Genomic DNA, 25,813 nt, shown 5'->3' on the forward strand with positions numbered 1-25,813 from the left:
AATAACCGTTGCCATTATTAAAAACAATAAAATAGAAAAACAAAAACTGATTATTGGAAAGTAATATCATAAAAACTTCATAAAAAACAGTCCCAAGCCCAAAATTCAATATTTCTTCTAAATTGGTTTTCATCTTTGACTATTATTAATTTATAAAATAGAATAGCAATGAAAAAATCAATAATTGTGATAACCTTAATAATGGTATCATTAGTGTCGTTTGCTCAAAAAACGAAAGAGCAAAATGTGCCTCAAGTAGTCAAAAATGCGCTTCTTCAAAAATTTCCAAAAGCAAAAGAAGTAAAATGGGATAAGGAAGGGAAAAACTTTGAAGCAAGTTTTGATTTGAATAATGTAGATAATTCGGTTTTGTTAAGTCAAGATGGAAAAATTGTTGAAACAGAAATTGAAATTAAAGTCAGTCAATTGCCTAAAAATGCGTTGCAATACTTAAAGGATAATTATAAAAATCAAAAAGTAAAAGAAGCAGCAAAAATTGTTACTGAAGAAGGTACTATAATATACGAAGCCGAAATTAAAGGCAAGGATTTGCTTTTTGACGAGAACGGTAATTTCATCACTAAAGACAAGGTTAGTTAGATTTTTTTTAAAGCATCTAGACAGTATGTGTGGGTGTTTTTTTCTGTTTACAAATCACTATTTCACTCTCTTTCAAAATATTATTTACCAACTATTATGTTCAAAAAAACCAACTTATCAACCAGATACGCATTGTTACTTACTTTTGTATTATGGTTTGTTATTATCTCTCAGATAGTAAGAATTATTTTTTTTATATGGCAATACGACGAAGTTTCGTTTAACATTTTCACTGTTTTAGGAACAGTACTAACAGGATTATTTTTCGATATAGGTACAATTAGTTTTATTGTATTTCCTGCCATTATTTATTACTTCATTTTTCCAAATAAATGGGTTGGCTCGTTGGTTGATAAAATATTCATTTGGTTTTTTACCACAGTAGTAACCTTTATATTAGTATTTACCTTTTTTGCCGAAATTACTTTTTGGGACGAATTCAAAACGAGATTTAATTTCATTGCAGTAGATTATTTAATATACACTCACGAAGTTATTTCAAACATTCAACAATCATATCCTCTACCAATATTAATTAGTGGAGTATCATTAATTGTATTTTTAGTCTTATTTCTATTTTATAAAAGAAATGCCTTCAAAAACACATTTTCACAAACTACAACTTTAAAAGAAAAAAGTATTGTGTTAGGTACTGGTGTAGTTTCTTGTTTGTTTTTTACAACATTTATAACAAATAATCAGGCGGAATGGTCTAAAAATAGATACAACGCTGAAATATCAAAATCGGGAATTTATTCATTTTTTGCAGCTTTCAGAAACAATCAAATGGCATACTATGAGTTTTATACTTCTGTAAATAACAAATCGGCTTTTGCTATTATTAGAAATAAATTGAGCGATAAAAACAGTAAATACCAATCAGAAGGATTATCTATTCACAGAACAATAACAGACACAACTAACCAAGAGCCAAGTAAAAAGAATGTAGTATTTATTTTGGTTGAAAGTCTTAGTGGTAGTTTTATGAACGAGTTTGGAAATAAAGAAAATATTACACCTTTTTTAGATAGTTTAGCTCAAAAAAGTGTGTTTTTCGACAATTTATATGCCACAGGAACTAGAACCGTTCGTGGTATGGAAGCAATGACACTTTGTATTCCACCAACACCGGGACAAAGTATCGTAAAACGTCCCGAAAATCAAAACCTATATACCGTTTCAAATGTTTTTAAAACCAAAGGATATAACTCAAATTTCTTTTATGGCGGCGATGGTTATTTTGATAATATGAACGCGTATTTTGGTGGCAACGGATTTACAATTTATGATCGTGGACGAGGTAGCGTTTTAAGTGATAAAATTAAAACGGTACGAAATAATATTAATGATAACGAAGTGACTTTTGAAAATGCTTGGGGTATTTGTGATGATGACATTTACTCTAAAATGCTTAAAGTGGCTGATGAACATTACAAAAACAACAAACCATTTTTCAATTTTGTAATGACAACTTCCAACCACAGACCGTATACTTATCCTGACAATGCAATTGATATTCCATCAGGAACTGGTCGTGAAGGAGCTGTAAAATATACTGATTATGCCTTAAAAAAAATGTTTCAAAAAGCCAAAAACAAACCTTGGTTCAAGAATACTGTTTTTATAATTATTGCCGACCATTGCGCTAGTAGTGCAGGTAAAGATGAAATTGATGTTGCCAATTATCACATCCCGGCATTTATAATAAATTTTCCAGAAGCAATAAGCCAAAAAGTAAAAAAACAATGCTCTCAAATAGATGTTTTTCCAACATTTTTTTCAATGATGAATTGGAGTTACGAAAGCAATTTCTTTGGTAAAAATGTATTTAATCCAAACTTTGAAGAACGCGCATTAGTAGGAACATACAGAAAATTAGTATTGATGAAAAAAGAAAAAGTAATGATTTTGTCTGACCAAAAGAAGCAAGCATTTTATACTTGGAATAAAACCGATAATAGATTAAAACCATTGCCATTGGACAAAAATTTCCTAAATGAAACCATTTCTTGGTATCAAACTGCTGATTATTTATTTACTAATAAGCTGCTTGAATAATGGTTTACATTCATTTTATTGTTAATCCAATATCAGGTAGTGGAAAACATAATATTGGCAAAACCGAATTAGAAAAGCATTTTCCAAAGGAAACTTATAAGATTGCAGTTGACTATTCAAATTATAAAAAACACGCAATCATCCTTACCCAAAATGCAATTTCTAACAATCCGGACTGTATTGTAGTATGTGGCGGAGATGGCACCATAAATGAAGTGGCGTCGTGTTTAATTAATACCAAAATAAAATTAGGAATTATTCCAGTTGGTTCTGGAAATGGTTTAGCTTCTAATCTAAACATTCCAAAATCATTGGATAAAGCAACGGAAATTATACGTAAAGGCAACACACAATTTATTGATGTTGGAAAAGTAAACGACCATTATTTTTTTAGCAATGTGGGGGTTGGAATTGATGCAACGATTATAAAAAAATATGAGAGTTACAGTAAGAGAACATTGTTTTCTTATGTTCGGGCTTCTATAGCATCAAGTATTCAATTTAATCCGATGGAAACGATACTTTCATTTAACAATCATATTGTCAATACAAATGCCTTCATGATTTTTATTTCTAATTCAAATGAAATGGGATATGGAATGAGTTTAACACCTAAAGCAAGTTTAAATGATGGTCTATTAGATTTAGTTGTAATTTCTAAACTAAACTTATTTGATAAACTAATTTTAGGTATGAGAGTAATATCAAATAAAATAGAAAAATTCGAAAAAGCACGACACACATTAATCGAAAAAATAAATATAGAAATGCCTAAGAAAATCTTCGTAGACACGCAAATTGACGGAGAATTTCATAATTTGAGAACAAATAAAATAGAAGTTACAATAATAAAAAGTGGATTAGAAGTTTTGACAGAATAAAATTTAAACTAATTAAGTTATGAAACAGTATCAAATTTTTGCTCTAATATCGATGTTCTTCGCTGGTTTGACATCGGTAGTTGCTAAAGCAGGTTTAAAGAATGTAGCTTCCGATACAGGCTTGGCTATTCGGACTTCATTCGTATTTATTTTTATTTGGTTTAACATCATAGTTTTTAATAATTATAAAGATTTCTCTAATCTTACCAAAAAAGATGTTTTGTTGTTAGGTGTTTCGGCTCTAACAACGGCAATTTCTTGGGTCTTTTATTATAGAGCAATAAAAATAGGCACAGTCTCCGAAGTGGCATTAATCGATAAAGGAAGAATAATTATCACACTAGTACTTTCTTTTATATTTCTAAACGAACAATTTACTTGGCGCATAGCTTTGGGTGGTTTGATGATTATAGGCGGAATACTAATCTTAACAATGAAATCATAATGGTATAAAACTACGCGTAACCTTTTAAATTATTTACCATGTTTAAAACCATTTTATTTTCATTATTAAGTATAGCTACATTGCATGCACAGAACCAGATTGAAAGTGTTCAAGAGAAGAAAATTGATACAGATACTATTCCGAAAACCGACAGCACGCATAAATTCAAATTAAAACAACTAATCATTCCGTCCGTTTTAATAGGTTATGGTGTAATTGGTATTGAAAGTGATCAATTAAAACTCTTCAATACTCAAATAAAAGAAGAAGTAAATGAAGATATCGATAAAAAAGTAACCATTGACGATTTCTCGCAATATGCACCAGCTTTATCAGTTTACGGATTAAATGCTTTGGGCATAAAAGGAAAACATAATTTTAAAGACAGAACCATAATACTCGGTACTTCTTATTTAATTATCTCAGCATCAGTTTTAAGTTTAAAATCAATTACACAAGTCGAAAGACCTGATGGTAGTGGTTTCAATTCTTTTCCATCTGGACATACAGCCACGGCTTTTGCAGGCGCAGAGTTCCTTTGGCAAGAGTATAAAGATGTCTCAATATGGTATGGAATTTCAGGATATATAATTGCTACTGGTACAGGAGCATTCAGAATTTACAACGACAAACATTGGCTAACAGATGTGGTTGCAGGTGCTGGAATTGGAATTTTAAGTACAAAAGTTGCCTATTGGATCAATCCATGGATACAAGAAAAAATATTCAAATCCAAAGAAAAAAATAGTATGTCAGCTATAGCACCTTTCTATAATGGCAAACAATTAGGTGTAGGCTTCATTAAAACGTTTTAATATTTGTAATTATTTTTAAAAGATACTTTTTGTTAAAGAGAAGTGGTTTTTTTTTAGATTATTATCTGATTTAGCCTAAAATACTAATTTTAATTGGTTTCTAATGTATAAGTATAATTGACACTTAGTATTGAAAGCAATATTTTTTTAAATATTCAGATATAAATGGAATTCTGGACACTATCGCAAAAAGTGTAAGTTGAAAAGTCTAGACTTCGGTTTTTATAATTAAAGCCTTTTTTCAAATATAAGTTTATAATAAATAATTGTCTTTATATATTTTTTCTCACCGTGCACAACTCATTTATTTATTAGCTTCATTTAACGAACTACTTGTTTGATAACTCCAACATTCTCCTTTTTACGGTATTAAAAGTACGTTTTACATTTCAGTCGCCACTTCTTTGCCAACGTTCCAAAAAATTAATGACATAGTTTAAAATAAATCATCTACACTTCGTGATTTGCACCAGAATTTTTTTTTAGCTTCGTTAAATAATTTGGCATAATAGTGCATATAGAACTATCCAGCTTTTAATCAAAATTTCGAATGCAGTAAATCTAATTAGATTGTGTAGATATAAATTTATGCCTCATAGTTAACATATCAGGTTTAACCTGACTACAATGAAACAAAATATAATAATATCAACAATTATTTATTTAGTACGATATACATACCAAAGCTATATTGTCAGGTTGAACCTGACAATATAGATACGAAATATAATTATAATAACCCGTTTATCTCTTGTCTTCTATTTCTATATCAAAAACAATCGAATGAAACATCTGCTATTTATTGTTTTGGCAGGCAAGTATCGACAAAGCACAATTTAGTACTATAGAAAACAATAAAACTGACCCATCATTTTCTACGATTGAAAAAATTGCAAAAGCAATGGGTTGCTCAATTGCCGAACTGTTTGCGTCTGCCGAAGAAATTAAAGAAATTCATTCCAACGATAAAAGTTTAATGGAAAAATTGACACTTATAGAAACGCTGACAGATGAAGAAAAACAGATCTTGTTTAATATTCTTGATGCTTTCGTTTCCAAGAAAAAATACAAAGACACTCTTTCGGGTTTGCTTATTGATGTAAAATAAGAAAGCCGAGCATTTGCTCAGCTTTCTATGTTCGACTACTTTTTAATTATTTCCTGTGATTTGTTTGTGCATTTACTATAAATGATATTATACTGCAAAACAGCAATAGTGCTTTTTTTATTGAAGCGATTTATTTCAAAAGTTTACTTTCTTTAACTATTTTTCTAATTTCCTGCTCGAAATAATAAGCACTTTCAAAGTTTTCATTGGCTTGATTTTCCATCACTATGACATTTGTTTTGGTTTTAGGGTAGTATAAATTTACTGCCGTAAATCCTTCGCTTGGATGAAAACCAGTATGTCCAATTTCGTAGATATTGGCTTTATCATTAATTCGTAAACCATAACCATAACCAATAAGATTTTCACTAAAAAGTTGATGTTTGTTGGTAATAGAATAATTAGTCATCAGTTTGTAAGTAGCTTGTTTTAATAGTTTTCCATTATGCAAACATTCGTTCCATTTGGCTAAATCTGATGCGGTAACAATTAAATGACTTCCCCAATACTGGTCAGGTGTAAAGCTGATTTTTTCAAATTGCGTTATCGTTCCATCTTTTTTTATAAGGTGTCCTTTAGTCAAAAAAATACTATTGGTTTCGTTAGGATAATAGCTGTTGTTCATTTTGCATTTCTTAAATAATGCCGTAACTAACGTTTCAAAACATTTCCCACTTTGCTTTTCCAATACCATTCCAGCCACATAATAACCAACGTTTGAGTAGTTGAATGCAGTACCTGGTTTAAATTTCAAAGGCTTGTCTATGCTTTCGCTGTACAAACCCGAAGTGTTGTTAAGTAATTGATGAACAGAAACGGTGTCTGCCCAAGAATATTTTAAATCGGGTAAATATTTACGAATAGGTGTTTGCAAATCAATCGTTCCTTTTTCAACTTCTTGTAAAATAAGTGTAGCTGTAAATTGTTTTGCTATCGACATTGTAGAGAATTTGTCGTCGATTTTCAGAGGTGTTTTTTTGTTTAAATTAGCAAATCCGTATGCTTTAGCATATTTCAATTTTCCGTTTTGTTGAATGTAAACTACTCCGTTAAAATCTCTTGGATTATTGGTTTGTAGTAAACTGTCAATTTTTGTTGAGTAATTGTCTTTTTGCTGTGCTGATAAATTGCAACTTGTAAATAAAATTGTTGTTGCAAGTAATGTTAGTCTAAAAATTTGGTTCATTTATGTTCTAAAAATTATTTAATGTTTGAATCTATCTTGTGTTTACGGTCGTTTCGATAAAATTGCCACCAACGTTAGTCTGTGAAAAAACTAAAATCTACCTCTTAAGATTCTCATATTTGAGATTTTTCTTTGGTAGCCCTCCGAATACTTTCTAAATTTGATGAGGTTTTTTCAGAGCCTGACGTTCCGGTACTCAGCGGGTTTGGGACAAATTAAGCCCATTATTCGGATTTGCCACCCGAGCGATAGAACAGGCGAAGCAAATCATCCCAAATACAAAACCAACTTTAAATTAAGCCTATTGCCCAAATCCGTTGTAGTGGCTGTTATGCCTTCGGTTTTTTATTCATTTCAATTTTCGGTTTCGCTTCCGCACCGTTTAGGTCAGAGGTATTTTTAATCTTTTTTATTATGATTGTATCTTTTTTAGTTTCAGTTTTTAGATATTTATTTTCTAAAGACTTTTGGCTTTCCGCTTTAGGTGTAGTAACTGGGTCATTGTTGTTTGCATTAACGTATTGAATAAATAGTCCACCACCATAACCAAGAAGACCACCGATTATATATTTTAAAATATCTTTTTTCATATCGTCTGATTGGATTAACCATTTACGCATTGAGTATCTCAATTGCATGATTTGCAAAAGGTTTAATTTTAAAAATATTATCTGTTGCTTTTCTGAGCCTCCATAATATCTAATGTAATAATTGCTTTTATATGGAGCTTTTTGAGAATCATAATGTTTCTCAAAGGTATAATCAGAAGATTGTTTAATCCCTAATGAAGATAAAACTAAAGGACTAACGTCGGGAATATTTATTTCGTTAATTTTTCCATATTTGACATTCAGTTCGACGTCAGTATATTCTAAAAACGATAATTGAATTTTTCCTTTTACATTCATTTAGGTTTTGGTGTTTCGGTTTTTTATTTATTTCAATTTTCGGTTTCGCTTCCGTACCGCTTTAAGGTCGGAAATATGTTACTTGTCAATTAAATATTTAATTATAAATCCAATTATAAAACTAAATACTGCTATGTACCATCTAAATCGAATATCCCAATTACCAAGCCTTAAATTATCTCTAGTTAAATTTCTAATTTCTTCATCTTTTTGGCGAAAATTTTTGGCATATTCAGAAGCTTCTTTTTGTAGTTTTAGATTTTCAATTTCTAAAATTTCTTTTGATTCAGCTTTTTTTAGTTCGGCTTCTATTTTTTCAAATCCGCCTTTTTTTAAAAATGGATTTATATGTCCAATTGAAGTAACGTATGTTTTATTACCTGAATATACTTTAATTAAGTCTAATTTTGAATCTACTATTGATTTTAATAGAAAATTCACATCGTCTAAAGTTGCATTTAAGAATAATTCTTTTTGGAATTCTTCAGTTTGTTTCAGATTATTTTCGCTACGAACTATTGATTCCAAAATTATATCTTTTGCTTTTCCGTCACTAATACTGTTAATATCTAATTTCATCGTTAGGTTATTGAATTCGTCTAATTCTTTTAAACAGAGGCATAACGTTTTGCAGCTACAAGAAGTGGCAAAATTCGTAACTGAATATATTCGGTTACTGCTAAATTTATTGCGAAACGTAAACGTGAATTTACCACATAATTTGCCATTTTTTGTAACTGCTGTTAGCAGTTCGGGCTTTATTTTGTTTCAAATATACTCAGCATTTCTTCTTTCTTTATAATGTCCCTTTTTAGTTTTGAAAATGGATGCTCAAATAATTCATCATCTTTATAATTTACTCCAAATCCTATTCTGTAAGCGTCCTCTGGTGTCCAATTAATATTTTCATAAGTGTTTTGGGTTAAAATTCTAAGATAGTCGTCATTCAACGAATTTTTCAATTGTAAAATTTGGTCAACTATGAATTTGTGACCATTGTATGTTTCTTCTATACGAAACATCTTTAATGTCTTTTCAATTCTGTCTTGGGTATTAGGCTCGTGAAAATTAATAGATATACTTTCACATTTGTAAAGACCTTTTGAAGACAGTTCGTAGTTAAATGAAAAGTCATTTATTAGGTTGTCAATGTAGGGGTGAATATTTTGAAGAATATCCATTTCTTTGTCACCCTTAAAAGTGCTATTGCAAATTTTACAACTAGGTATAAGGTTGTAAAATGAGAGAGAGAGTAATGGATATTTGCTTTTTGGGAAATAATGGTCAAAATCAGGTCTTGCTATCTGGCCGTCTACTTTTTTAGAACTAACCGTGATTGTATATTGTCTGTTGCAGTTGGGACAGGTATTTATTTGTAAATTATCGGCAAGAGAATAGCTGTTATATTCTTGCTTTTTATTGCTAAATAGGTCGTAATCAAATATTTTTCTGATTATTGAATTGATTTTTTTGCTTTTCCCTTTACTGGTTGAATAAAAAGCCTTGTTTATTTTTAAAAGTTCTTCTGGTTTGTCAACTAAAATTTGGGATAAATTAGCATCAATAAATTCCTTCAAATATTTGGGTAATGAAGAACTATTCAGCTTAGCTTTGGTTTTTTTTAGCAACCCTTTTTTGTGTTCCGATTTAGAATTTACGGTATGTTTGGTAACTATATTAATCATTTCTCTTCAATTTTTTTATACGACTTTCTATTTCTTCTTTCATTTGTTCAAGTCTTTTAATCTCATACTCGCTTGAGTTATCAAATTTGCTAAGCATAGATTGCAATTTAGTCTTCAAAACAGGTTCGTCAATAATTTTGATTACAGCTTTAACTTTTTCTATTTCTTTTGATGAAGGTTTTTTAGAATTAAGAATTGCAATTATTTCATTTATTTTTTTAATTGCAAAACTTCCGACTAATCCATTTCTTAAGAAAAATGAATCAGACATTAAAGTATGTACATTTGCTCCAAAAGACTTGTTTGGTTTTTCCTCACCGTTCAAAACGTAAGCTTTTTTATCTCGGGATCGAATATAAGAAATATGAGTGTTTGGAATATCCGAGAGTGTTAAAGTTGAGTGTGTAGTAAATATAAGTTGAATTTTGGGGTATAGTTTTCCCTCATCGGTTTCGAATACTAATGTTTTAGGTATAAATTCTATAATATCATTAACATATTCTTTCTGCCATTGTAAGTGAAATCCTGATTCTGCTTCGTCAATTAAGATATAAAGCATATTAGGTGTTTTTTTATGATTAAACTTTTCAGTTTTTACCTTTTCAATGATTAGTGAATTTGCAAAAAAGAACCTACTAAACAAATTAAACAGAGCTTTTTCGCCTGTACTTAATCCTGTCCAAGAATAGCCAATAAATGATCTTGGAACGTTGTAATCTGAAAATTTGGAAAGTTGATTAAGATATTCATCCTTTAACATTAAAAAGTTTTTAAGGTAATCTTTAGGTGTAACCCACGATATTTCTCCGTAATTCAAAAATTCTACTTTTGCATCAAAAATTATAATTTTTGTATATTCGATAAAATTTATAATATAATCTGTATTATCAATTAAATCAATGTTTTTGATGAAAGTATAAACAGCTTCTTCGTAATCAAGTTTTTTCAAATCTTCAAGACTAACAACAATATTTCCTTTATCTAAATAGTGGTTAGTTAACTCAAAATGATAGAAAATATTTTTTAACAAATGGTCAAGAAAAATAGCGAAGCATTTTTTTCTTGTATATGGATTTATTTCGTCAGGTATTTTTCTTTCTATTTGAATTTTGCGTTCTTCTTGAGCGTATTGATTAACTACCATTCCCATTTCATTAAATAAGTCGTAGTAGTTTCTGTAGTTGTATGGAACGTTTCGTACGCTAGACTTTGTTCCGTCTATTTTAGAAGGAAAATTACCCGCTACAGAAACGATTCTGATTTCTGAAGGAATGTTTATTTTCTCGTTTAGAAACATAACAAATTCGGAATCATTTGATAATTTTAATTGTCGTGCGATTTCTTCCGCAGCAAAAAGCTCTATTTGTGATAAATTCGGCTTAGTTGATTTTTGTTCCTCTAAATCTTTTAAAATTAACCAATCGGTGGAAATGTCAATCCAAGCATTATTATCGTGAGTTATGGGATAAATTTTATTGTCTAATGCAGGGTTGTAATAAATTACTTCTGTAAAAGCTGGAGTACCTTTACTTTGACTAAATTCATATTTCGCTTTCCGTCCCTCAAAATAATCGAAACAAAAAACTTCGCCATTTGCATCTTTAAATACAATTAAATATTCAAACCAATCCCTGTCTTGAGTTAATGCTGATTTTAATGCGTCAAGAAAATTGCTTTTTCCTGCACCATTTTCACCAACAAAAGCAGAGATGTTTAAGATAGAGTTACTTTCTTCTGTCTGAAAGAAATTTGGAATGTAGAAATCATTTTCTGTTCTTTTGGTTATAATTTCAGTGTCACTTATTTCAGTGTAATACTCATATTCAGAACCAAAATTGAATCCTTGATTTTGTATGTTTCTAAAGTCAGCAATCCAGAAGTAAACTATTTCTCTCATTATTTTTTTCTATATCGATTTAAGTTGTCGTCATAGCCTGACCGCCAACGTTATGCCACTTTGAGATGGCTGGAAATTCGTAAACGCTAATTTTTCGGCTTAACGAAAACTTGATGCGAAACGATAATTTCACTAAATTCCAGCTAGCTCAAAATGGCTGTTAGCGGATGGCGCTCTTATTTAGTTTTATTTCCGTTTAGTTGTTTTTGAATTTTTTACAGTTCTTTTTTTTGTTGCTTATTTAGGAAAAAAAGTGATTAAAAAATTTCGCATTTCTGCAAAAAGTTAAGAAAGTTTAGATTAAAACTTTTCACAGTTCAGAATAACGCTTTATTTGGTAAAATCATTACGGAGTATATCTTTCAATTGTGTTTTGCTTTTTAGTTTAACTTATTTACTAGTTAATGAATGTAATTTATTTAGTTTTTTTTATGTTTGAAATTACTCCAGAAATTATTAATGCAAATCCAATAAATACTAATGTTAATCCAGTCCATGATAAGAAACGATTATTATAAAGTTTATATAACATAATCGCAATTCCAAAGCATTGTAAAACAAATCCAAATATTGTTAAGGTATATTTTTTCAAAAATTAAATTTTTTAAGGTTTTTTTTTTACGCTATGCGCTAACGTCCCCGCGCTACAAGCAGTTTGGGACTAAATTAAGCCCATTATTCGGATTTGCCTAATCTTCCAAATACAAAACCAATTTTTCCATTAAGCCTAATACCCAAATTGCTTGTAGCGTGTGTTGAACTAAACCTTCGGTAGCACCATTGTTGATTTTGATTATCTTACGAAGATAACTAAAATAGAATATTATGACTACAAAAAAAAGCATCCTGATGCATTAAGAGAAAACAAAATTCTCAACCAAGCCAAGCGCGAAGTTCCGGGTTTTGAGGAACTTTTAGATCGTTTTGAGCGAACGATTTCTGTTTTAGGCAGAAGCCAAAGTACCTTCAATAATTATTCGCGCCATGTTGCGGCTATCTCGCTTTATTTTGGTAAAATCCCAACCGAATTAGATCCCGAACAAGTACAGGACTACTTGTTTTACCAACAAAAAAAGTCAAAAACACCTTCTCAAACCTATTTTAAACACTGTGTTTACGGACTTCGGTTTTTGCTAAAATCCGAAGGTTTACCGTATGATTTCCTTCATTTGCCGTCTATAAAACACGAGAAAAAGCTTCCTGTTGTTTTAAGTAAAGAGGAAGTTTGGGCTATGCTTCAAGGTGCCAAACTACTTAAACATAAAATACTGATTGGCTTGCTTTATGGCTGCGGACTTCGTTGTATGGAAGCTCGAGGGGTGCGTTTACAAGATCTGGATTTTGACCGCAAACAGCTCAAAGTAGTACAGGGTAAGGGCAAGAAAGACCGTTATGTACCGCTTTCAGAACATTTAATTCGTGGATTGAAAAAATACATCGAAGCCGAAAAACCTCAAGAGTATCTTTTTAATGGACAACCTTTGCCTACTGGCGCAGGAGGTGATTTTGACAATCGGTATTCACAACGAGGCGTGCAATGGGCGGTACGGCAAGTCGCCAAGGCAGCAGGTGTTAAAAAAGAAGTTCACACCCATACGCTGCGGCACTCTTATGCCACGCATTTGCTCGAAGATGGTATGGATATTATGACGCTCAAAGACCTTTTGGGACACCAAAACATTGAGACTACAATGGAATATTTGCACATTGCTCAACTCGAGAGTCAGCGTATTTTTAGCCCACTCGATACGCTATTTTCAAAATGCAGCCGGAAGTAGCTGATGTATTGAGTAAGGCAGGCTCAAGACTCGAAAACTATGGATTAAATAGTTGGCAACTTCGCACGCTTTACGCCATTAAAAAATGCAGAACAGCTGAGTTGGGTGGTCATATCGATGCTTGTGATAGTTGTGGTAACCTCAATATAAGCTACAACTCTTGCCGCAATCGTCATTGTCCGAAGTGTCAGGGCAACAAACGAGAAGATTGGATACAAGCCAGAAGTACAGAACTCTTACCGGTTCCCTACTTCCACGTAGTTTTTACCTTGCCCGATAGTATTAATTCTCTAGCGATACATCAACCTAAAATGGTGTATGATACTTTGTTTGAAGCTACTTGGGAAACGCTTCAAAGTTTTGGTAAAGCCAAGGAAATGCAAATGGGAATGATTGCCGTTTTGCACACTTGGGGACAGCAATTAAGTTTGCATCCGCACCTGCATTGTATTGTTCCAGGCGGTGGTGTTAACAAAGAAGCACAGTGGAAAAATAACAGAACCGATGGTAAATTCTTGTTCCCAGTAAAAGCCTTGTCGAAAGTTTTTAGGGCTAAATATTGCGCCAAACTCAAAGCAAAATCGCCTATCCAATACGAACAAATCCGACAGGATTTATGGAAAAAATCATGGGTTGTTTTTGCAAAGAAACCTTTTGGAAGTCCAAAGTCGGTGGTGGAATATCTGGGAAGATATACCCATAAAATCGCCATTAGCAACCATCGAATCAAGAGCATTGACCAGCAAAACGTGACTTTTGATTATAAGGATTACCGCCTAGCGGGCGTCAAAAAACAAATGACACTGACGCATCAGGAATTTATCAGGCGTTTTGCGTTGCATATTTTGCCTAAAGGCTTTGTCAAGATCCGTTATTACGGTTTTTTGAGCAGTACATGGAAACGTCAGAAGTTAAAGCTTTTGCAGGAAAAACTGCAAGTGAAGGTATTAGAAAAATCAGAAAAAAAGCCTTTTTTACCTAAATGTCCGTGTTGTAAAACGGGTAATTTACACCGAATAGCAGTTTTTGACCAGCGTGGTCCGCCTGCTTGGTATCTTGGCGGTGGCCAAAATCTAAATCCCTGTCAAAACTAATTTTATGGGTAAGGGAACGTGTGTTCATAAGTGACCGAAAATACGAAACTAAACCCAAAATCCTTCTCAAAAAAAAAGAGGACACTAAATCCTCTTGAAATTCTCCTTTAAAACTTTACGATAACTCCATAGTTCCTGCCAGTGAACGGTTCCGTTCAACCGGAGTTTCATTGTTCGTGCTGCGCACGCAACGAATCTCTAGCTGTTACCTGCAGTTTTTTTATAAGTCGGATATGTCAATTAAGTTAATGCCAAAATTAAAAGCTTGCATTTCTTTTACCACTTGGACTAATGAATATTTTGCAATATTTGAGTTGCATTTGTCAATACGATCTAATATGTTATCTTTTTTATAATGATTGTTTTTAAAGGCCATAACAAAATTTATAGTTAATTCTTTAGACTTAATTTTCTCAAGAAAATTATCAATATCAATTTTTTTATCAGAGTTTCGTTTATTATACTCTTCTAAAGTTTTTTTGAGATAACTGATCCCTTTAGTATTTTTTAAATCGTTAGACAATCTTTTCGCTGAAAGAATAACTTGAATATATAGATCTCTCATTTTGGTATTAAAACCGTTTTTAACATGAATAAAATAAGCAATATTATTATTTATTGTCAGTATATCACAAAGCTCAATATTTTCTTTGATTACTTTATCTAAGACGTAATATTGGTCTAATTCATGGTAACTTCGGTTATATGTATCTTCATCTTCACCATCTTTCCAATTAATTAATATATTTTTATTTAAAACATATTTTGAATAATATGCTTTGGCATCGTCATTCATTATATTCAAGAATTCATTTTCTAAAATATACCAATGTCCATCGATTTTAAAATACTTACTTGTTTCATGATCCATTTCTGCGGTCACATGCGAAAAAAAACTTCCATATGTTGCTTCTTTATTGTTAACATAACCGGTGATATTTAATTTAAAAATATTCTGCTTTATTGCGTATCTGTCGGTTATACTATCAATTGTATCAAAGATATATTTAGTTGCATTAAAATATAAATCTGATCGGTCTAATATTTCTAAATCTTTTTTACCTCTTGAAAATTTATACCGAATTACAAATTTTTCACATTCGTAAAATCTTTCAAGTTTGCTAGGATGAACTACCTCTATAATATCGTTTAAAGTTTGTCGAACTCTGGACGGATCATTATGCAATTGGATATCGTCAGTTATTAAATCTAATAGTTTGTCATCTAATTTTTTTAGAAGGTCGGTTTCATTAACTTTATTAAATAATGTTAATTGCTTAGGAGTATTCTTAGTATATATTTTGTGTAGGTCAATTATCAATTCCTTTAATTCTTCAAAGTCAATTTTCTTTCTAAGGTAGAAGAAAGATCCAACTTCCATTATTGCTAAGTTCTTATCTAAATTGTATTTTTTGAACTCTTTCTTTTTTAATTCATTTCTAACTTTTAATTTAATTTTCGTAGGAATGTCCGAATACTCGAGAGTTTCGGAAATAGTTTGATTTAGATTAAAAGTTTCTTTTTTGGAAGAAATATTATTTGCTATACTTCTTATATACAATTCGATTATATTGTCATTTGTTGGATTTGCAATTCTTTGGTAAATTTCTATGCCAAAAGTTGGATGTAGATATTTTTTGATGACGTTTATCCCGCTACCGCTTATGACACAATAAATTTCAGATTTATACTTAATAAACAGTACAAATGAAAATTCAATTATGTCAAAATTTTGATTTTCTGTAAGTTCATCTGGTAGAAAAACTTTTAAGTAAAACTTTTCTTTTGGTTGTCTAAAACAATATGCTATAAAATTAAAATCCCCGTCTTCAAATGATTTAATTTCGGGGTTAACAATCTTGATGTCAAAATCTTTAAATTTATGACGTAGTTTTTTCAAGTGATTATCTTTTATAATATCAATTATTTCGGTAAAAGATTTATCTCTTAATTCAAAAAAGTTTTTATCAATCTTAAAAATTTTTAGATCAATCTTGAATTTCTCTATATCCATACGGTTTTTTTTAAAATTGCAGGTAACTAGTATATAGGTCTGATAAAATCAGACCTATCACCCCAAATTTAGAGAGATAGGTCTGACTACGGTCAGACTTCGTTTCAAATCAAATGTATAAATATTTTTTTACAAATTATCAAATGGACTTTTTATTTACTGAATACTTTTCGTACTTACGTAAATATAAATTTAAGTTGTTTTACTATTATTATGACCCGGTAATTCTTGTATACATGCGGGAACTGACCTTCGATATGAATCCTTTTTGGTTAAATTGCTGAAAGTTCATTTGGATAATTTGTATACAATAACCTTTCTAAAATTCTTTACGGTTTTCCAAATAGTAAATAAAAAAAGATGCCATTAAGCATCTTCTTATTAAAGTGGTTTATTTGGCCAAAATTCTTTAGGAGAACAACCAAATATTTTGGCAATATCATTTAAATGTTTGACATTATATTTTGCTTTTTTGGAAGGGGCTTCAATATCGCCAATAAAACCAACACCTTTGCCAAGTCTAAGAGATAGGTCCATTTGGGTTAACCCTTGTGACTCTCTAATCTCTCTAACACGCTGAATAATATATTTATCTATTTCACTTATCATCTTTGCAAATAGCTATATAATAATTATTTTTATCAATGGACTATAGTCCATATTATATTTGTTTTTATTATATTTGCTTTTGAATACATATATTTGCGATTCTTCATATAAAATATTTGAAGCATTCGCTTAGAATCTCGACTTTGAAAACTGGTAATTTTGCAACGAGAAGATAAGTATGATGCTCACGTCCCATGGCGTGGGCTCACTTATTGTTGCTGGGTATACCAGTACCTCAAAGTCAATAAGCTGAGTTCCATGCCATTTTTTATGCGCAAAAGGTACTCCCTTTTATTCTTAGCAAATCTTCTTTTTTATAGTATCGTAAATCAATTAATTGAATTAGTTAGTTTGGAAACGCACTGCCTGCGTTGGGCTGCAACTGGCAACGGCAGTGTACTTTCCTAAATAAACAATATAAATTCAAAAGCCTTTGCATCCAAAAAAAGAGTGCTCTCAAGATCTGTGGTAACAGCAATAGCGCAAATCGAAATAATAAATTGAAAGACAGGAAACAAACAACCAATAGATGAAATACTATAAAACTATAAAAGTTACTTTAATTCTAGCTTTAATTACACTGATAATTTGTTGGCTTTATGGTTCCGATGCTTTTATATAAACAGCAATAACTAAGAAAAACAACTATTTATCTTCACATCACACAGCTTGCTTAGATGTGACAACACCTAATAATATACAGATAACGCCTATGACTTAAAAAATAAAAATCTATGCCTTACTTCTTTCGAGGCTAATCAGAAAAAAAAGGCCCTCTAACTCTTCTTGGCGGACGAATAGAGGACCAAAGCAAACTAAACCGAAGTCTAACTAAACCAATTCAAAAGTATGAAAAAAAAATCATTTTTGAAGTTTTGGACAACAACACAACTGTCCAAACTGTACTGCATCCTTTTCCTGTGCTTCATAACAGGATTAAATGCGCAAACACGATCTATCAAAGGTAAAATTACCGATGATACCAGCACAGTTCCTGGTGTAACCATCAAGGTTAAAAATAAGCCAACAACAGCATTTTCTGATGAAAATGGAAATTACACCATAATAGCCGCTGAGAATGATGTTTTGGTTTTTTCCTATCTAGGCTATAAAACGATTCAAATTGTAGTTGCAGATCAAACAACTATCAATGTAAAATTGACTGAAGATGCAACGACTTTAAAAGAAATCGTAATAAATGCCGGATATTATTCTATTAAAGAAAAAGAGCAAACCGGTAGCATTGCAAGAATGACTGCAAAAGATATCGACAAGCAACCTGTCACAAATGTACTAGCCGCAATGCAAGGAAGAATGGCAGGTGTCAATATCATTCAAGATGGGGGAACTCCCGGCGGTGGTTTCCAAATTAAAATTAGAGGTCGCAACAGCATTCGTCTTGATGGAAATGAGCCATTATACATTATTGATGGAGTTCCCTATTCAAACGAGTCAATTGGGAGCACGAACACATCAACGGCATTGCCAAGCCAAGCCAGCCCACTTAACAGTATTAACCCCAATGACATTGAAAGCATCGAAGTATTAAAAGATGCGGATGCAACGGCAATTTATGGCTCTAGAGGAGCAAATGGTGTGGTATTAATTACCAGAAAAAAAGGAAAATCAGGTAAAACAAACATTTCAGTAACGGCCTCAACAGCCGTTGGTACAGCGACTAAATTTGTAGATCTGATGAATACGCAGCAGTATCTTTCGATGCGTAAACAAGCATTTATCAATGATGGAAATCCAATCTCGGATACCGATTATGATGTAAATGGAACTTGGGATCAAACTCGATATACCAATTGGCAAAAGGAATTATTAGGCGGTTCAGCAATAATCAATGACTTTAGAACCAGTATCTCTGGTGGTAGTGAAACAACGCAATTCTTGATTAGTGGGAATTACAGAACCGAGGGAACAGTCCTTCCGGGAGATTTCAGGTACATTAAAGGAGGGATTCTTAGCTCAATAAACCATACTTCTTTAGATAAGAAATTCAGAATCTCTTTTTCGGGAAATTACACGGCACAAGATAATCTACAAGCAGCGACAGATTTGACGTTAACAGCGCGTTATTTGGCACCAAACGCTCCCGCACTTTACGATTCAAATGGAAATCTGAATTGGGAAAATGATACCTTCGAAAATCCTTTGGCACCTCTAAAAAGTACCTACCGTGCGAACACCAATGACTTAGTAGCCAACAGCGTGTTGTCTTATGAATTAATTCCAGGGTTAGAAATAAAATCAAACTTTGGTTTTACCGATCTAAAAACCAAGGAAGTTAGAACGATACCATCCACCATTTACAATCCCGTTTACGAAGTTGGGAGTGATAATTCCTTAATGTACTTAAACCTTACCAGTAGACAATCATGGATTATTGAGCCACAACTAAGAGGTTTCAAAAATTTTGGAAACCACAAATTTGATGTACTACTGGGGATGACAAGCCAACAGCAACGTACAGAACGCCTATTCCAATCGGGTATTGGTTTTGCAAACAACAATCTGATTAACAACTTAGCTTCTGCAATTACAAAAAACACAACCAATAGCGATACCTTTTTATACCGTTATCAAGCTTTTTTTGGTCGCATCAATTACAGTTACAACGAAAAATACTTTTTAAACTTTACAGGTCGTCGGGATGGCTCCAGCCGATTTGGACCAGGCAAACAATATGCTAATTTTGGTGCTATTGGTGCTGCATGGATTTTTAGCAAAGAAAAATTCAATCCAGAAAATAGTAAAATGAGTTTTGGAAAACTCCGTTTTAGTTATGGAACTACAGGTAATGATCAAATTGGAGATTACCAGTTTTATGATACTTACGGTACAACTGGTGCAAATTATCAGGGCATAATTGGGTTACAACCTACACGACTTTATAATGCCGATTTTGGATGGGAAACCAATCGTAAACTAGAATTAGCCTTAGAAACTGGTTTTTTTAAAGACCGAATTTTTAGTACGCTAGCATTTTATAGGAATCGTTCGTCGGATCAATTGGTGGGTATTCCTATGCCAGCTACAACAGGTTTCTTGTCATTGAATGCGAATCTTGATGCTACCGTTGAAAATTCAGGTTTTGAATTTTCCGTAAGAACCCTAAATATTGATTCAAACTCTTTTAAATGGTCAACAAACTTCAATCTGGCCGTTGCAAAAAATAAACTACTTTCTTTCCCGAATCTTTCAGGTTCCACTTTTGCAAATCGGTATGTGATTGGACAATCCATTGATATTGTAAAATTATACCAAAGCAAAGGTGTTAATCCACAAACAGGATTATACGATTTTGTAGATTTAAATGGGGATGGAAGCATAACAGCAGGCGACAAGCAAATTATCAAGGACTTATCTCCAAAATATTTTGGAGGCATCCAAAACCAATTGGACTATAAAAATTGGCAATTGGATTTTTTATTGCAGTTCGTAAAAAGAGACAATTACGATTACATTTCAAATGTTCCGGGAGGTGGTCCAGTAAACCAAAGCAACACTATTGGCGATGCTTGGCAGCAAATTGGGGATCAAAGCAGTTCGCAACTGCACACTACGGGACTAAATGGTGCTGCGGTAAGCACCTATTATAGGTACATAGAAAGTGATGCTGTAATTACAGACGGCTCTTTTATCAGACTAAAAAATATTTCACTTTCCTATGATATTCCGTTACAAGCGACCACTAATGTAAAATGTAAACTTTTTATTCAAGGTCAAAACCTACTCACATTTACATCCTACAAAGCAGGTGATCCCGAGTTTAAGTTCTCAGGATTCCTCCCTCCGCTAAAAGTGATCAGCGGTGGAATGACATTAAACTTTTAATCCTCAAAAAAATAGTAATATGAAAAATTTACAATTTATAATAATACTAACAAAGCCATTCCAGGTGTATCGCATTCTTTTGGTTTTGGCACTAATACTGTCTTCAAGTTCCTGTAGTGAATTTGTGGAGGTTCCATTACCTAATTCTCAGCTTACAGGAACTACAGTTTTTGAAAGTGAATTGACAGCAAATGCAGCAATGGCACAAATCTATGCACAACTTCGTGACGGCGGCATACTATCTGGATTACCTACTGGTGCATCTGTTAGAATGGGATTGTATGCGGATGAATTACAAGATTATACCAACTCTACAATTTCGCTACCTATTTACAACAATGCGCTTACGGCTGACAATGCTACTGTGGCGTCACTTTGGACTTCAAGCTATAGTCAAATATATAATGCAAATTCGGTTATTCAAGGTATTGAAAATTCGACTGGGTTACCTATTGCGGTTAAAAACAGAGTGTCGGGTGAAGCACTATTCGTTCGTGCTTTAGTGCATTTTTATTTGTTGCAAATTTATGGTAGCATCCCCTATATTACAGGAACCAATTATGAAATTAATAGAAAAGTTACTCGCAGTGCTGCGGATGAAGTATATGCAGCAATCGCGAAGGATTTAGAAAGTGCCAGTACTAGATTACCTGAAAATTATAGTTCTTCGGATCGTGCAAAACCCAATAAAATGGTGGCCAAAGCCATGTTGGCGAGAGTATATTTATACAGGAATAAAAATACAGAAGCAGCAAATGAAGCAACTACTGTTATCAATAGTCCGCTTTATGCTTGGGAAACGGATTTAAACAAGATTTTTCTAAGAAATAGTAAAACTACTATTTGGCAATTAGCATCAGCAACAGCGGTACGAAACAGTAATGAAGGTACAACTTTTATTTTCGTATCTGGACCGCCACCAGTTTGTGCGCTTCGCACCGATTTTATGATTGCATTTGAAACAGGTGACCAGCGCAAAGTGAATTGGACAAAGTCAGTTACCACTGGACTAAATACTTGGTATCATCCCAATAAATACAAACTACGCACCGCAACAACAAGTTCGCAGGAATATTCTATTGTGTTGCGCTTAGCAGAACAATATTTGATCAGAGCCGAGGCAAGAGCCAAACAAGGTGATTTAGCGGGCGCAAAAGAAGATTTAAATAAAATAAGAACGACCGCAGGCTTACCAATAACTACATCATCTATCACTTCTGAAATTTTATCTGAAATTCAAAAACAACGAAGATTTGAGTTTTTTACGGAACACGGTCATCGCTTTTTTGATTTAAAGCGCAGTGGAACAGCCGATGGAATACTATCTGTTTCAAAACCTGGCTGGAACAGTTCAGATATTTTGTGGCCTATTCCAGAGCTAGAATTGAACGCAAATCCAAATTTACAACCGCAAAACACAGGATATTAAAGTTATGAAGCTATTAAAAAACCGAAGTAATCAAACTTTAGGTTATTCTTGTAAAAAAACAATTTTGTCATTTTGTATAGTAATATCCTGCTCTATTTACGGGCAGGATCATTCCAAAAACAATATTACTGAGGCAGAGTATGAAAGATGGGGCAAATTAGAAAACAGAGCTATTTCACAAAAGGGAAACTGGATATCATTTGATATGCAGTACAGCAATGGTTCAGATACACTCTTTGTAAAACATACGCAGAAAAATATTGGATTTACTTTTCCACTAGGAACACAGGGCAAATTTGGCGGTGAAATTGCATTTGGTGCCTTTCAAGGAGATACTGTAATAGTAACCAACTTAGAAAGTAGTGAAAGTTCTGTTATAGCGAATAGTGCTGCTTTTGAATTTGCAAATAGTGGAAAAATTATTGTGAGCTATTCCAATGATTGGGAATTAATCATGAGAACAATAAAAAATAAAGAAATCATCCGTGTTCCAAATGTAACAGAATACCAATTGGATCAGATTAATAATATCCTGTTTTATCTCACTAACCATGAAGGGAAAAGTAGTTTCGGAACAATTAATCTTAGGACAAATCAAAAAACAGAATATCACACAACGCCACACAAATTATCTGGTCTAACATTAGCAGAATATGGAAAAGGTATTTTTTGGCTCGAAGAGGGCATCAACGGGAAATACACAAAACTGAACTTCTACAAAACCCAAGATAAAAGTATTCAAACCTTTGAACCAAAATCATTCTTAAATTTTCCAGAAAAGCATGAAATTGTTACCACAAAATCTTTCAAAATTTCAAGTGATGGTAAAAGGGTATTTTTTGGAATCGCAAAAGTCAAAGAAGAGGCAACACCAAAAAAAGACGATGTCGAGGTTTGGGATACAGAAGATTTATGGATTTATCCAAAAGCAAGTAGGGAAAATTTAGAAGGGTACTCCACATTATCGGTTTGGTTTATTGAAGAAAAGCGCTGGAATACGATTACAAGTAAAGAACTTCCTTTTGTACAGCTTAACGGGAGTAAATCAGTTGCATTACTTTACAATCCAACTGCATATGCTCCTCATTTTAAGCGCTATGGTGAGGTTGACTATTTCTTGTGCAATCTGGCTGATGGCACCAAAAAGTTATTTTTAGAAAAGCAACCTGGCGAAAATTACTTATTGTCTTTTTCCCCAAATGGAGCGTACATATGCTATTTTAAAGATAAAAATTGGTGGCTGTACAATATAAAAACACAATCTACGGTGTCAATTGTTCCACCTGCAGGTTCCGAATGGGTTTCATATGATTTAAAGTACATAACAAGACCACATGTTTTTGGAATGAAAGGATGGAGTGATAATGGAGAATATCTTTTGGTACAAGATGAGTTTGATATTTTTAAATTTGATATAAAAACAAGTAAACTAAAACGGATTACAAACGGACGAGAAAGCGGTACTCACTTCACTGTAGATGGTTCGAACATCAAGCAAATAGGAAATGATAATTACAATGGTTGGGCTCTTACTGAAATTAATGCGACTAATAATTTAATCGTTTCATCAAGAAATGCGGCCACCAAGTCACAACAATTTAAATTAGTTTCTACATCCAACACTTTAATTCCAGTAGCAAACAATGATACAAAATCAGATGAATTGCGTAGAGCCAATAATGAAGTCTATGTCTATCGAGAACAATCACATAATGAGTCTCCCAGAATTGTATCATTTAAAAACGGTGTAAATAAGGTTCTGTTTGAAAGCAATACCCATGATAAAAACTTTAATCAAGGAAAGGTAGAACTAATTTCATTTTCGAATTCAAAAGGAGACAAACTGCAAGGTTTATTATATTATCCGGTAAATTATGAAGTAGGCAAAAAATATCCGATGATAATCAATGTGTACTCTCAAATCACTAACTCATTGCATGAATATTGCATTCCGACTTTATACAACGATACGGGTTTTAATGTAAAACATTTTGTGCAACGGAATTATTTTGTACTAATGCCTGATGTGAAATATTATGAAGGAGAAACTGGAAATAGTGCATTGGATTGTGTTGTTGCTGCAAACAATGAAGTTGTAAAAACAGGAATGATTGACTCCAGGCGAATTGGTTTAATAGGGCATTCTTTCGGAGGTTATGAAACAAATTACATTATTACAAAATCGAAAATTTTTGCAGCGGCAGTATCGGGTGCAGCAATTTCAGACATGGTAAGTTGGTATTTTAGTACCTCAAAAAGTCTCTATATCCCAGAATTGTGGCGCAGTGAATCGCAACAATGGAGAATAGGAAAATCTATTTATGAAGACAAAGAGTTGTACCTAAAAAATTCACCAATACTTTATGCAGATAATGTTACTACACCATTACTTTCTTGGGTGGGTAAAATGGAGACTAATTTACCCTACGAACAGAGTTTACTTTTTTATAACGCATTGAGGAGAGCCAAGAAAAAGAATGTTTTATTGGTATATCCAAAAGATCAGCATGTAATTGTGATCAAGGAGAATAAAATGGATCTTACAAAACGAATTACCGATTGGTTTGACCAATATTTAAAGGAATAAATAAATAAGTGCAGTTTGAAAAAAATGCACTTATTCGTTAAACGTAAATCCATTTAGAATTTTAATAAAACGCCGACTTTGGAGGCATTTTCCAGCCCCTTGCAAGGGCAAGTGGTTTTGAGCTGCGGAAAGTATTTCAAGCAGCTCAAAACACAACTTGCTATTTTCCTGCGAAAATATTATTGGATATGGTTTTGATGGAAAGGGCTTGAGGCCCTTTTTTTATTGTAATGGTTATAAAGTAATTTATTTTAAAGATATATCTAAATAAATCGGATCCTTCTCATATGGCAGTGTTATTGTTTAAGCCAGCAGACTGCGGAGAGATATATGATGCAATAATTGAGTTGTATCTTAAAATATTTTCTTTCAAGAAAAGGCTCAAGTATGCAGGGATGCAAGTAAGCAAGCATAACGAAATGCAGGCATTCAAGTATACAAGTATGCAGGGATGCAAGTAAGCAAGCGTGAGGAAATGCAGGCATTCAAGTATACAGTAATGTAAGCATGCAAGTATGCAGGGATGCAAGTATGCAGGTATTCAGATGTGCAAGCCTGCAGGTATTTGCCTATTTGCATAAGTGTTTTTAAAAGCATAAAATGTAAAAATGCTTTTATGGTTTTTCCGGAAACTTTGCGATTTTATTTCAGACAAACCTTGAAAAGATAATTGAACCTCACAATACCAATAAAAATATCTTTTCCAAAGAAAACCGAAAATCGGAAAAAAGAAAAAGAAAGCAATTTCAAAGGACGGGATGCAGACAGGACAAAAGGAAACGGAATAAGTCCCGAAGGGTGGTTTGTGAGGCACGAGCTAACCATTATGCCGTAGTCTTTTGGACAGGCTCATCCAGCACGTCCTACCTTGGTTTT

At 32.6% G+C, this 25,813-nt stretch carries 18 protein-coding genes; 11 read left to right on the forward strand and 7 right to left on the reverse strand.

All coding sequences use genetic code 11. The features are described 5' to 3' along the window. Positions 1–168: 168 nt before the first annotated feature. The 6 genes from DR871_RS14630 (at position 169) to DR871_RS14655 (ending at position 5,907) form a co-directional block, all read left to right on the forward strand. The gene (locus tag DR871_RS14630; RefSeq protein ID WP_099715579.1) at positions 169–600 is read left to right on the forward strand and encodes a PepSY-like domain-containing protein; all 432 of its coding nucleotides are present in this window, start codon (positions 169–171) and stop codon (positions 598–600) included. Positions 601–696: 96 nt separating this feature from the next. Then, positions 697–2,658: an LTA synthase family protein gene (locus tag DR871_RS14635; RefSeq protein WP_113667178.1), complete on the forward strand. Its 1,962-nt coding sequence runs from the start codon at positions 697–699 to the stop codon at positions 2,656–2,658. After that, complete coding sequence (locus DR871_RS14640) at positions 2,658–3,539, forward strand: diacylglycerol/lipid kinase family protein (RefSeq protein ID WP_099715581.1); 882 nt, start codon at positions 2,658–2,660, stop codon at positions 3,537–3,539. Before DR871_RS14635 ends, DR871_RS14640 begins: the two co-directional genes overlap by 1 nt. Before the next feature lie 19 nt (positions 3,540–3,558). Further along, positions 3,559–3,984 carry an EamA family transporter gene (locus DR871_RS14645; RefSeq protein WP_113667179.1) on the forward strand — a complete coding sequence of 142 codons (426 nt, stop codon included), beginning with the start codon at positions 3,559–3,561 and terminating at the stop codon, positions 3,982–3,984. A 38-nt stretch (positions 3,985–4,022) separates the two neighbouring features. After that, positions 4,023–4,799, forward strand: coding sequence for a phosphatase PAP2 family protein (locus DR871_RS14650; RefSeq protein WP_099715583.1), 777 nt, complete (start codon positions 4,023–4,025; stop codon positions 4,797–4,799). A gap of 802 nt (positions 4,800–5,601) precedes the next feature. After that, a complete protein-coding gene (locus DR871_RS14655; RefSeq protein ID WP_113667180.1) occupies positions 5,602–5,907 on the forward strand; it encodes a helix-turn-helix domain-containing protein in 306 nt (101 codons plus the stop codon). 130 nt (positions 5,908–6,037) lie between these two features. On the opposite strand, the gene DR871_RS14660 is transcribed toward DR871_RS14655, so the two are convergent. The 5 genes from DR871_RS14660 to DR871_RS14680 all read right to left on the reverse strand — a co-directional run bounded on the left by DR871_RS14660 (position 6,038) and on the right by DR871_RS14680 (position 11,583). After that, entirely contained in the window at positions 6,038–7,093 is a 1,056-nt protein-coding gene (locus tag DR871_RS14660; protein WP_113667181.1) for a serine hydrolase domain-containing protein, read from the reverse strand. A gap of 329 nt (positions 7,094–7,422) precedes the next feature. Next, positions 7,423–8,001: a hypothetical protein gene (locus DR871_RS14665; RefSeq protein WP_113667182.1), complete on the reverse strand. Its 579-nt coding sequence runs from the start codon at positions 7,999–8,001 to the stop codon at positions 7,423–7,425. 78 nt (positions 8,002–8,079) lie between these two features. Then, complete coding sequence (locus DR871_RS14670; RefSeq protein ID WP_113667183.1) at positions 8,080–8,580, reverse strand: hypothetical protein; 501 nt, start codon at positions 8,578–8,580, stop codon at positions 8,080–8,082. 179 nt (positions 8,581–8,759) lie between these two features. Next, complete coding sequence (locus DR871_RS14675; protein ID WP_113667184.1) at positions 8,760–9,686, reverse strand: hypothetical protein; 927 nt, start codon at positions 9,684–9,686, stop codon at positions 8,760–8,762. Next, entirely contained in the window at positions 9,679–11,583 is a 1,905-nt protein-coding gene (locus DR871_RS14680) for an AAA family ATPase (RefSeq protein WP_113667185.1), read from the reverse strand. Before DR871_RS14680 ends, DR871_RS14675 begins: the two co-directional genes overlap by 8 nt. A gap of 1,055 nt (positions 11,584–12,638) precedes the next feature. Here DR871_RS14680 and DR871_RS14685 point away from each other — a divergent pair. Continuing rightward, a complete protein-coding gene (locus tag DR871_RS14685) occupies positions 12,639–13,361 on the forward strand; it encodes a tyrosine-type recombinase/integrase (RefSeq protein WP_242497129.1) in 723 nt (240 codons plus the stop codon). Continuing rightward, on the forward strand, positions 13,346–14,455 hold the full coding sequence (locus DR871_RS14690) for an IS91 family transposase (protein WP_113667187.1): 1,110 nt from the start codon (positions 13,346–13,348) through the stop codon (positions 14,453–14,455). The genes DR871_RS14685 and DR871_RS14690 overlap by 16 nt, the downstream gene beginning before the upstream one ends. A gap of 220 nt (positions 14,456–14,675) precedes the next feature. Here DR871_RS14690 and DR871_RS14695 read toward each other — a convergent pair whose 3' ends face one another. Together DR871_RS14695 and DR871_RS14700 are read right to left on the reverse strand one after the other, a co-directional pair. Next, positions 14,676–16,469: a DUF6119 family protein gene (locus DR871_RS14695; RefSeq protein ID WP_113667188.1), complete on the reverse strand. Its 1,794-nt coding sequence runs from the start codon at positions 16,467–16,469 to the stop codon at positions 14,676–14,678. 381 nt (positions 16,470–16,850) lie between these two features. Beyond that, complete coding sequence (locus tag DR871_RS14700) at positions 16,851–17,078, reverse strand: helix-turn-helix domain-containing protein (RefSeq protein WP_113667189.1); 228 nt, start codon at positions 17,076–17,078, stop codon at positions 16,851–16,853. 849 nt (positions 17,079–17,927) lie between these two features. On the opposite strand from DR871_RS14700, the gene DR871_RS14705 reads away from it, so the two are divergent. The 3 genes from DR871_RS14705 (at position 17,928) to DR871_RS14715 (ending at position 24,937) form a co-directional block, all read left to right on the forward strand. After that, on the forward strand, positions 17,928–20,921 hold the full coding sequence (locus DR871_RS14705; protein WP_129752551.1) for a SusC/RagA family TonB-linked outer membrane protein: 2,994 nt from the start codon (positions 17,928–17,930) through the stop codon (positions 20,919–20,921). Between the two features lie 19 nt (positions 20,922–20,940). Next, positions 20,941–22,350 carry a RagB/SusD family nutrient uptake outer membrane protein gene (locus DR871_RS14710; protein WP_113666918.1) on the forward strand — a complete coding sequence of 470 codons (1,410 nt, stop codon included), beginning with the start codon at positions 20,941–20,943 and terminating at the stop codon, positions 22,348–22,350. A gap of 64 nt (positions 22,351–22,414) precedes the next feature. Beyond that, on the forward strand, positions 22,415–24,937 hold the full coding sequence (locus DR871_RS14715; RefSeq protein WP_165355346.1) for a S9 family peptidase: 2,523 nt from the start codon (positions 22,415–22,417) through the stop codon (positions 24,935–24,937). The last annotated feature ends 876 nt before the right edge of the window (positions 24,938–25,813 follow it).

Origin of the sequence: Flavobacterium petrolei (genome assembly GCF_003314435.2) — a bacterium.
GTDB classification, from domain to species: domain Bacteria; phylum Bacteroidota; class Bacteroidia; order Flavobacteriales; family Flavobacteriaceae; genus Flavobacterium; species Flavobacterium petrolei.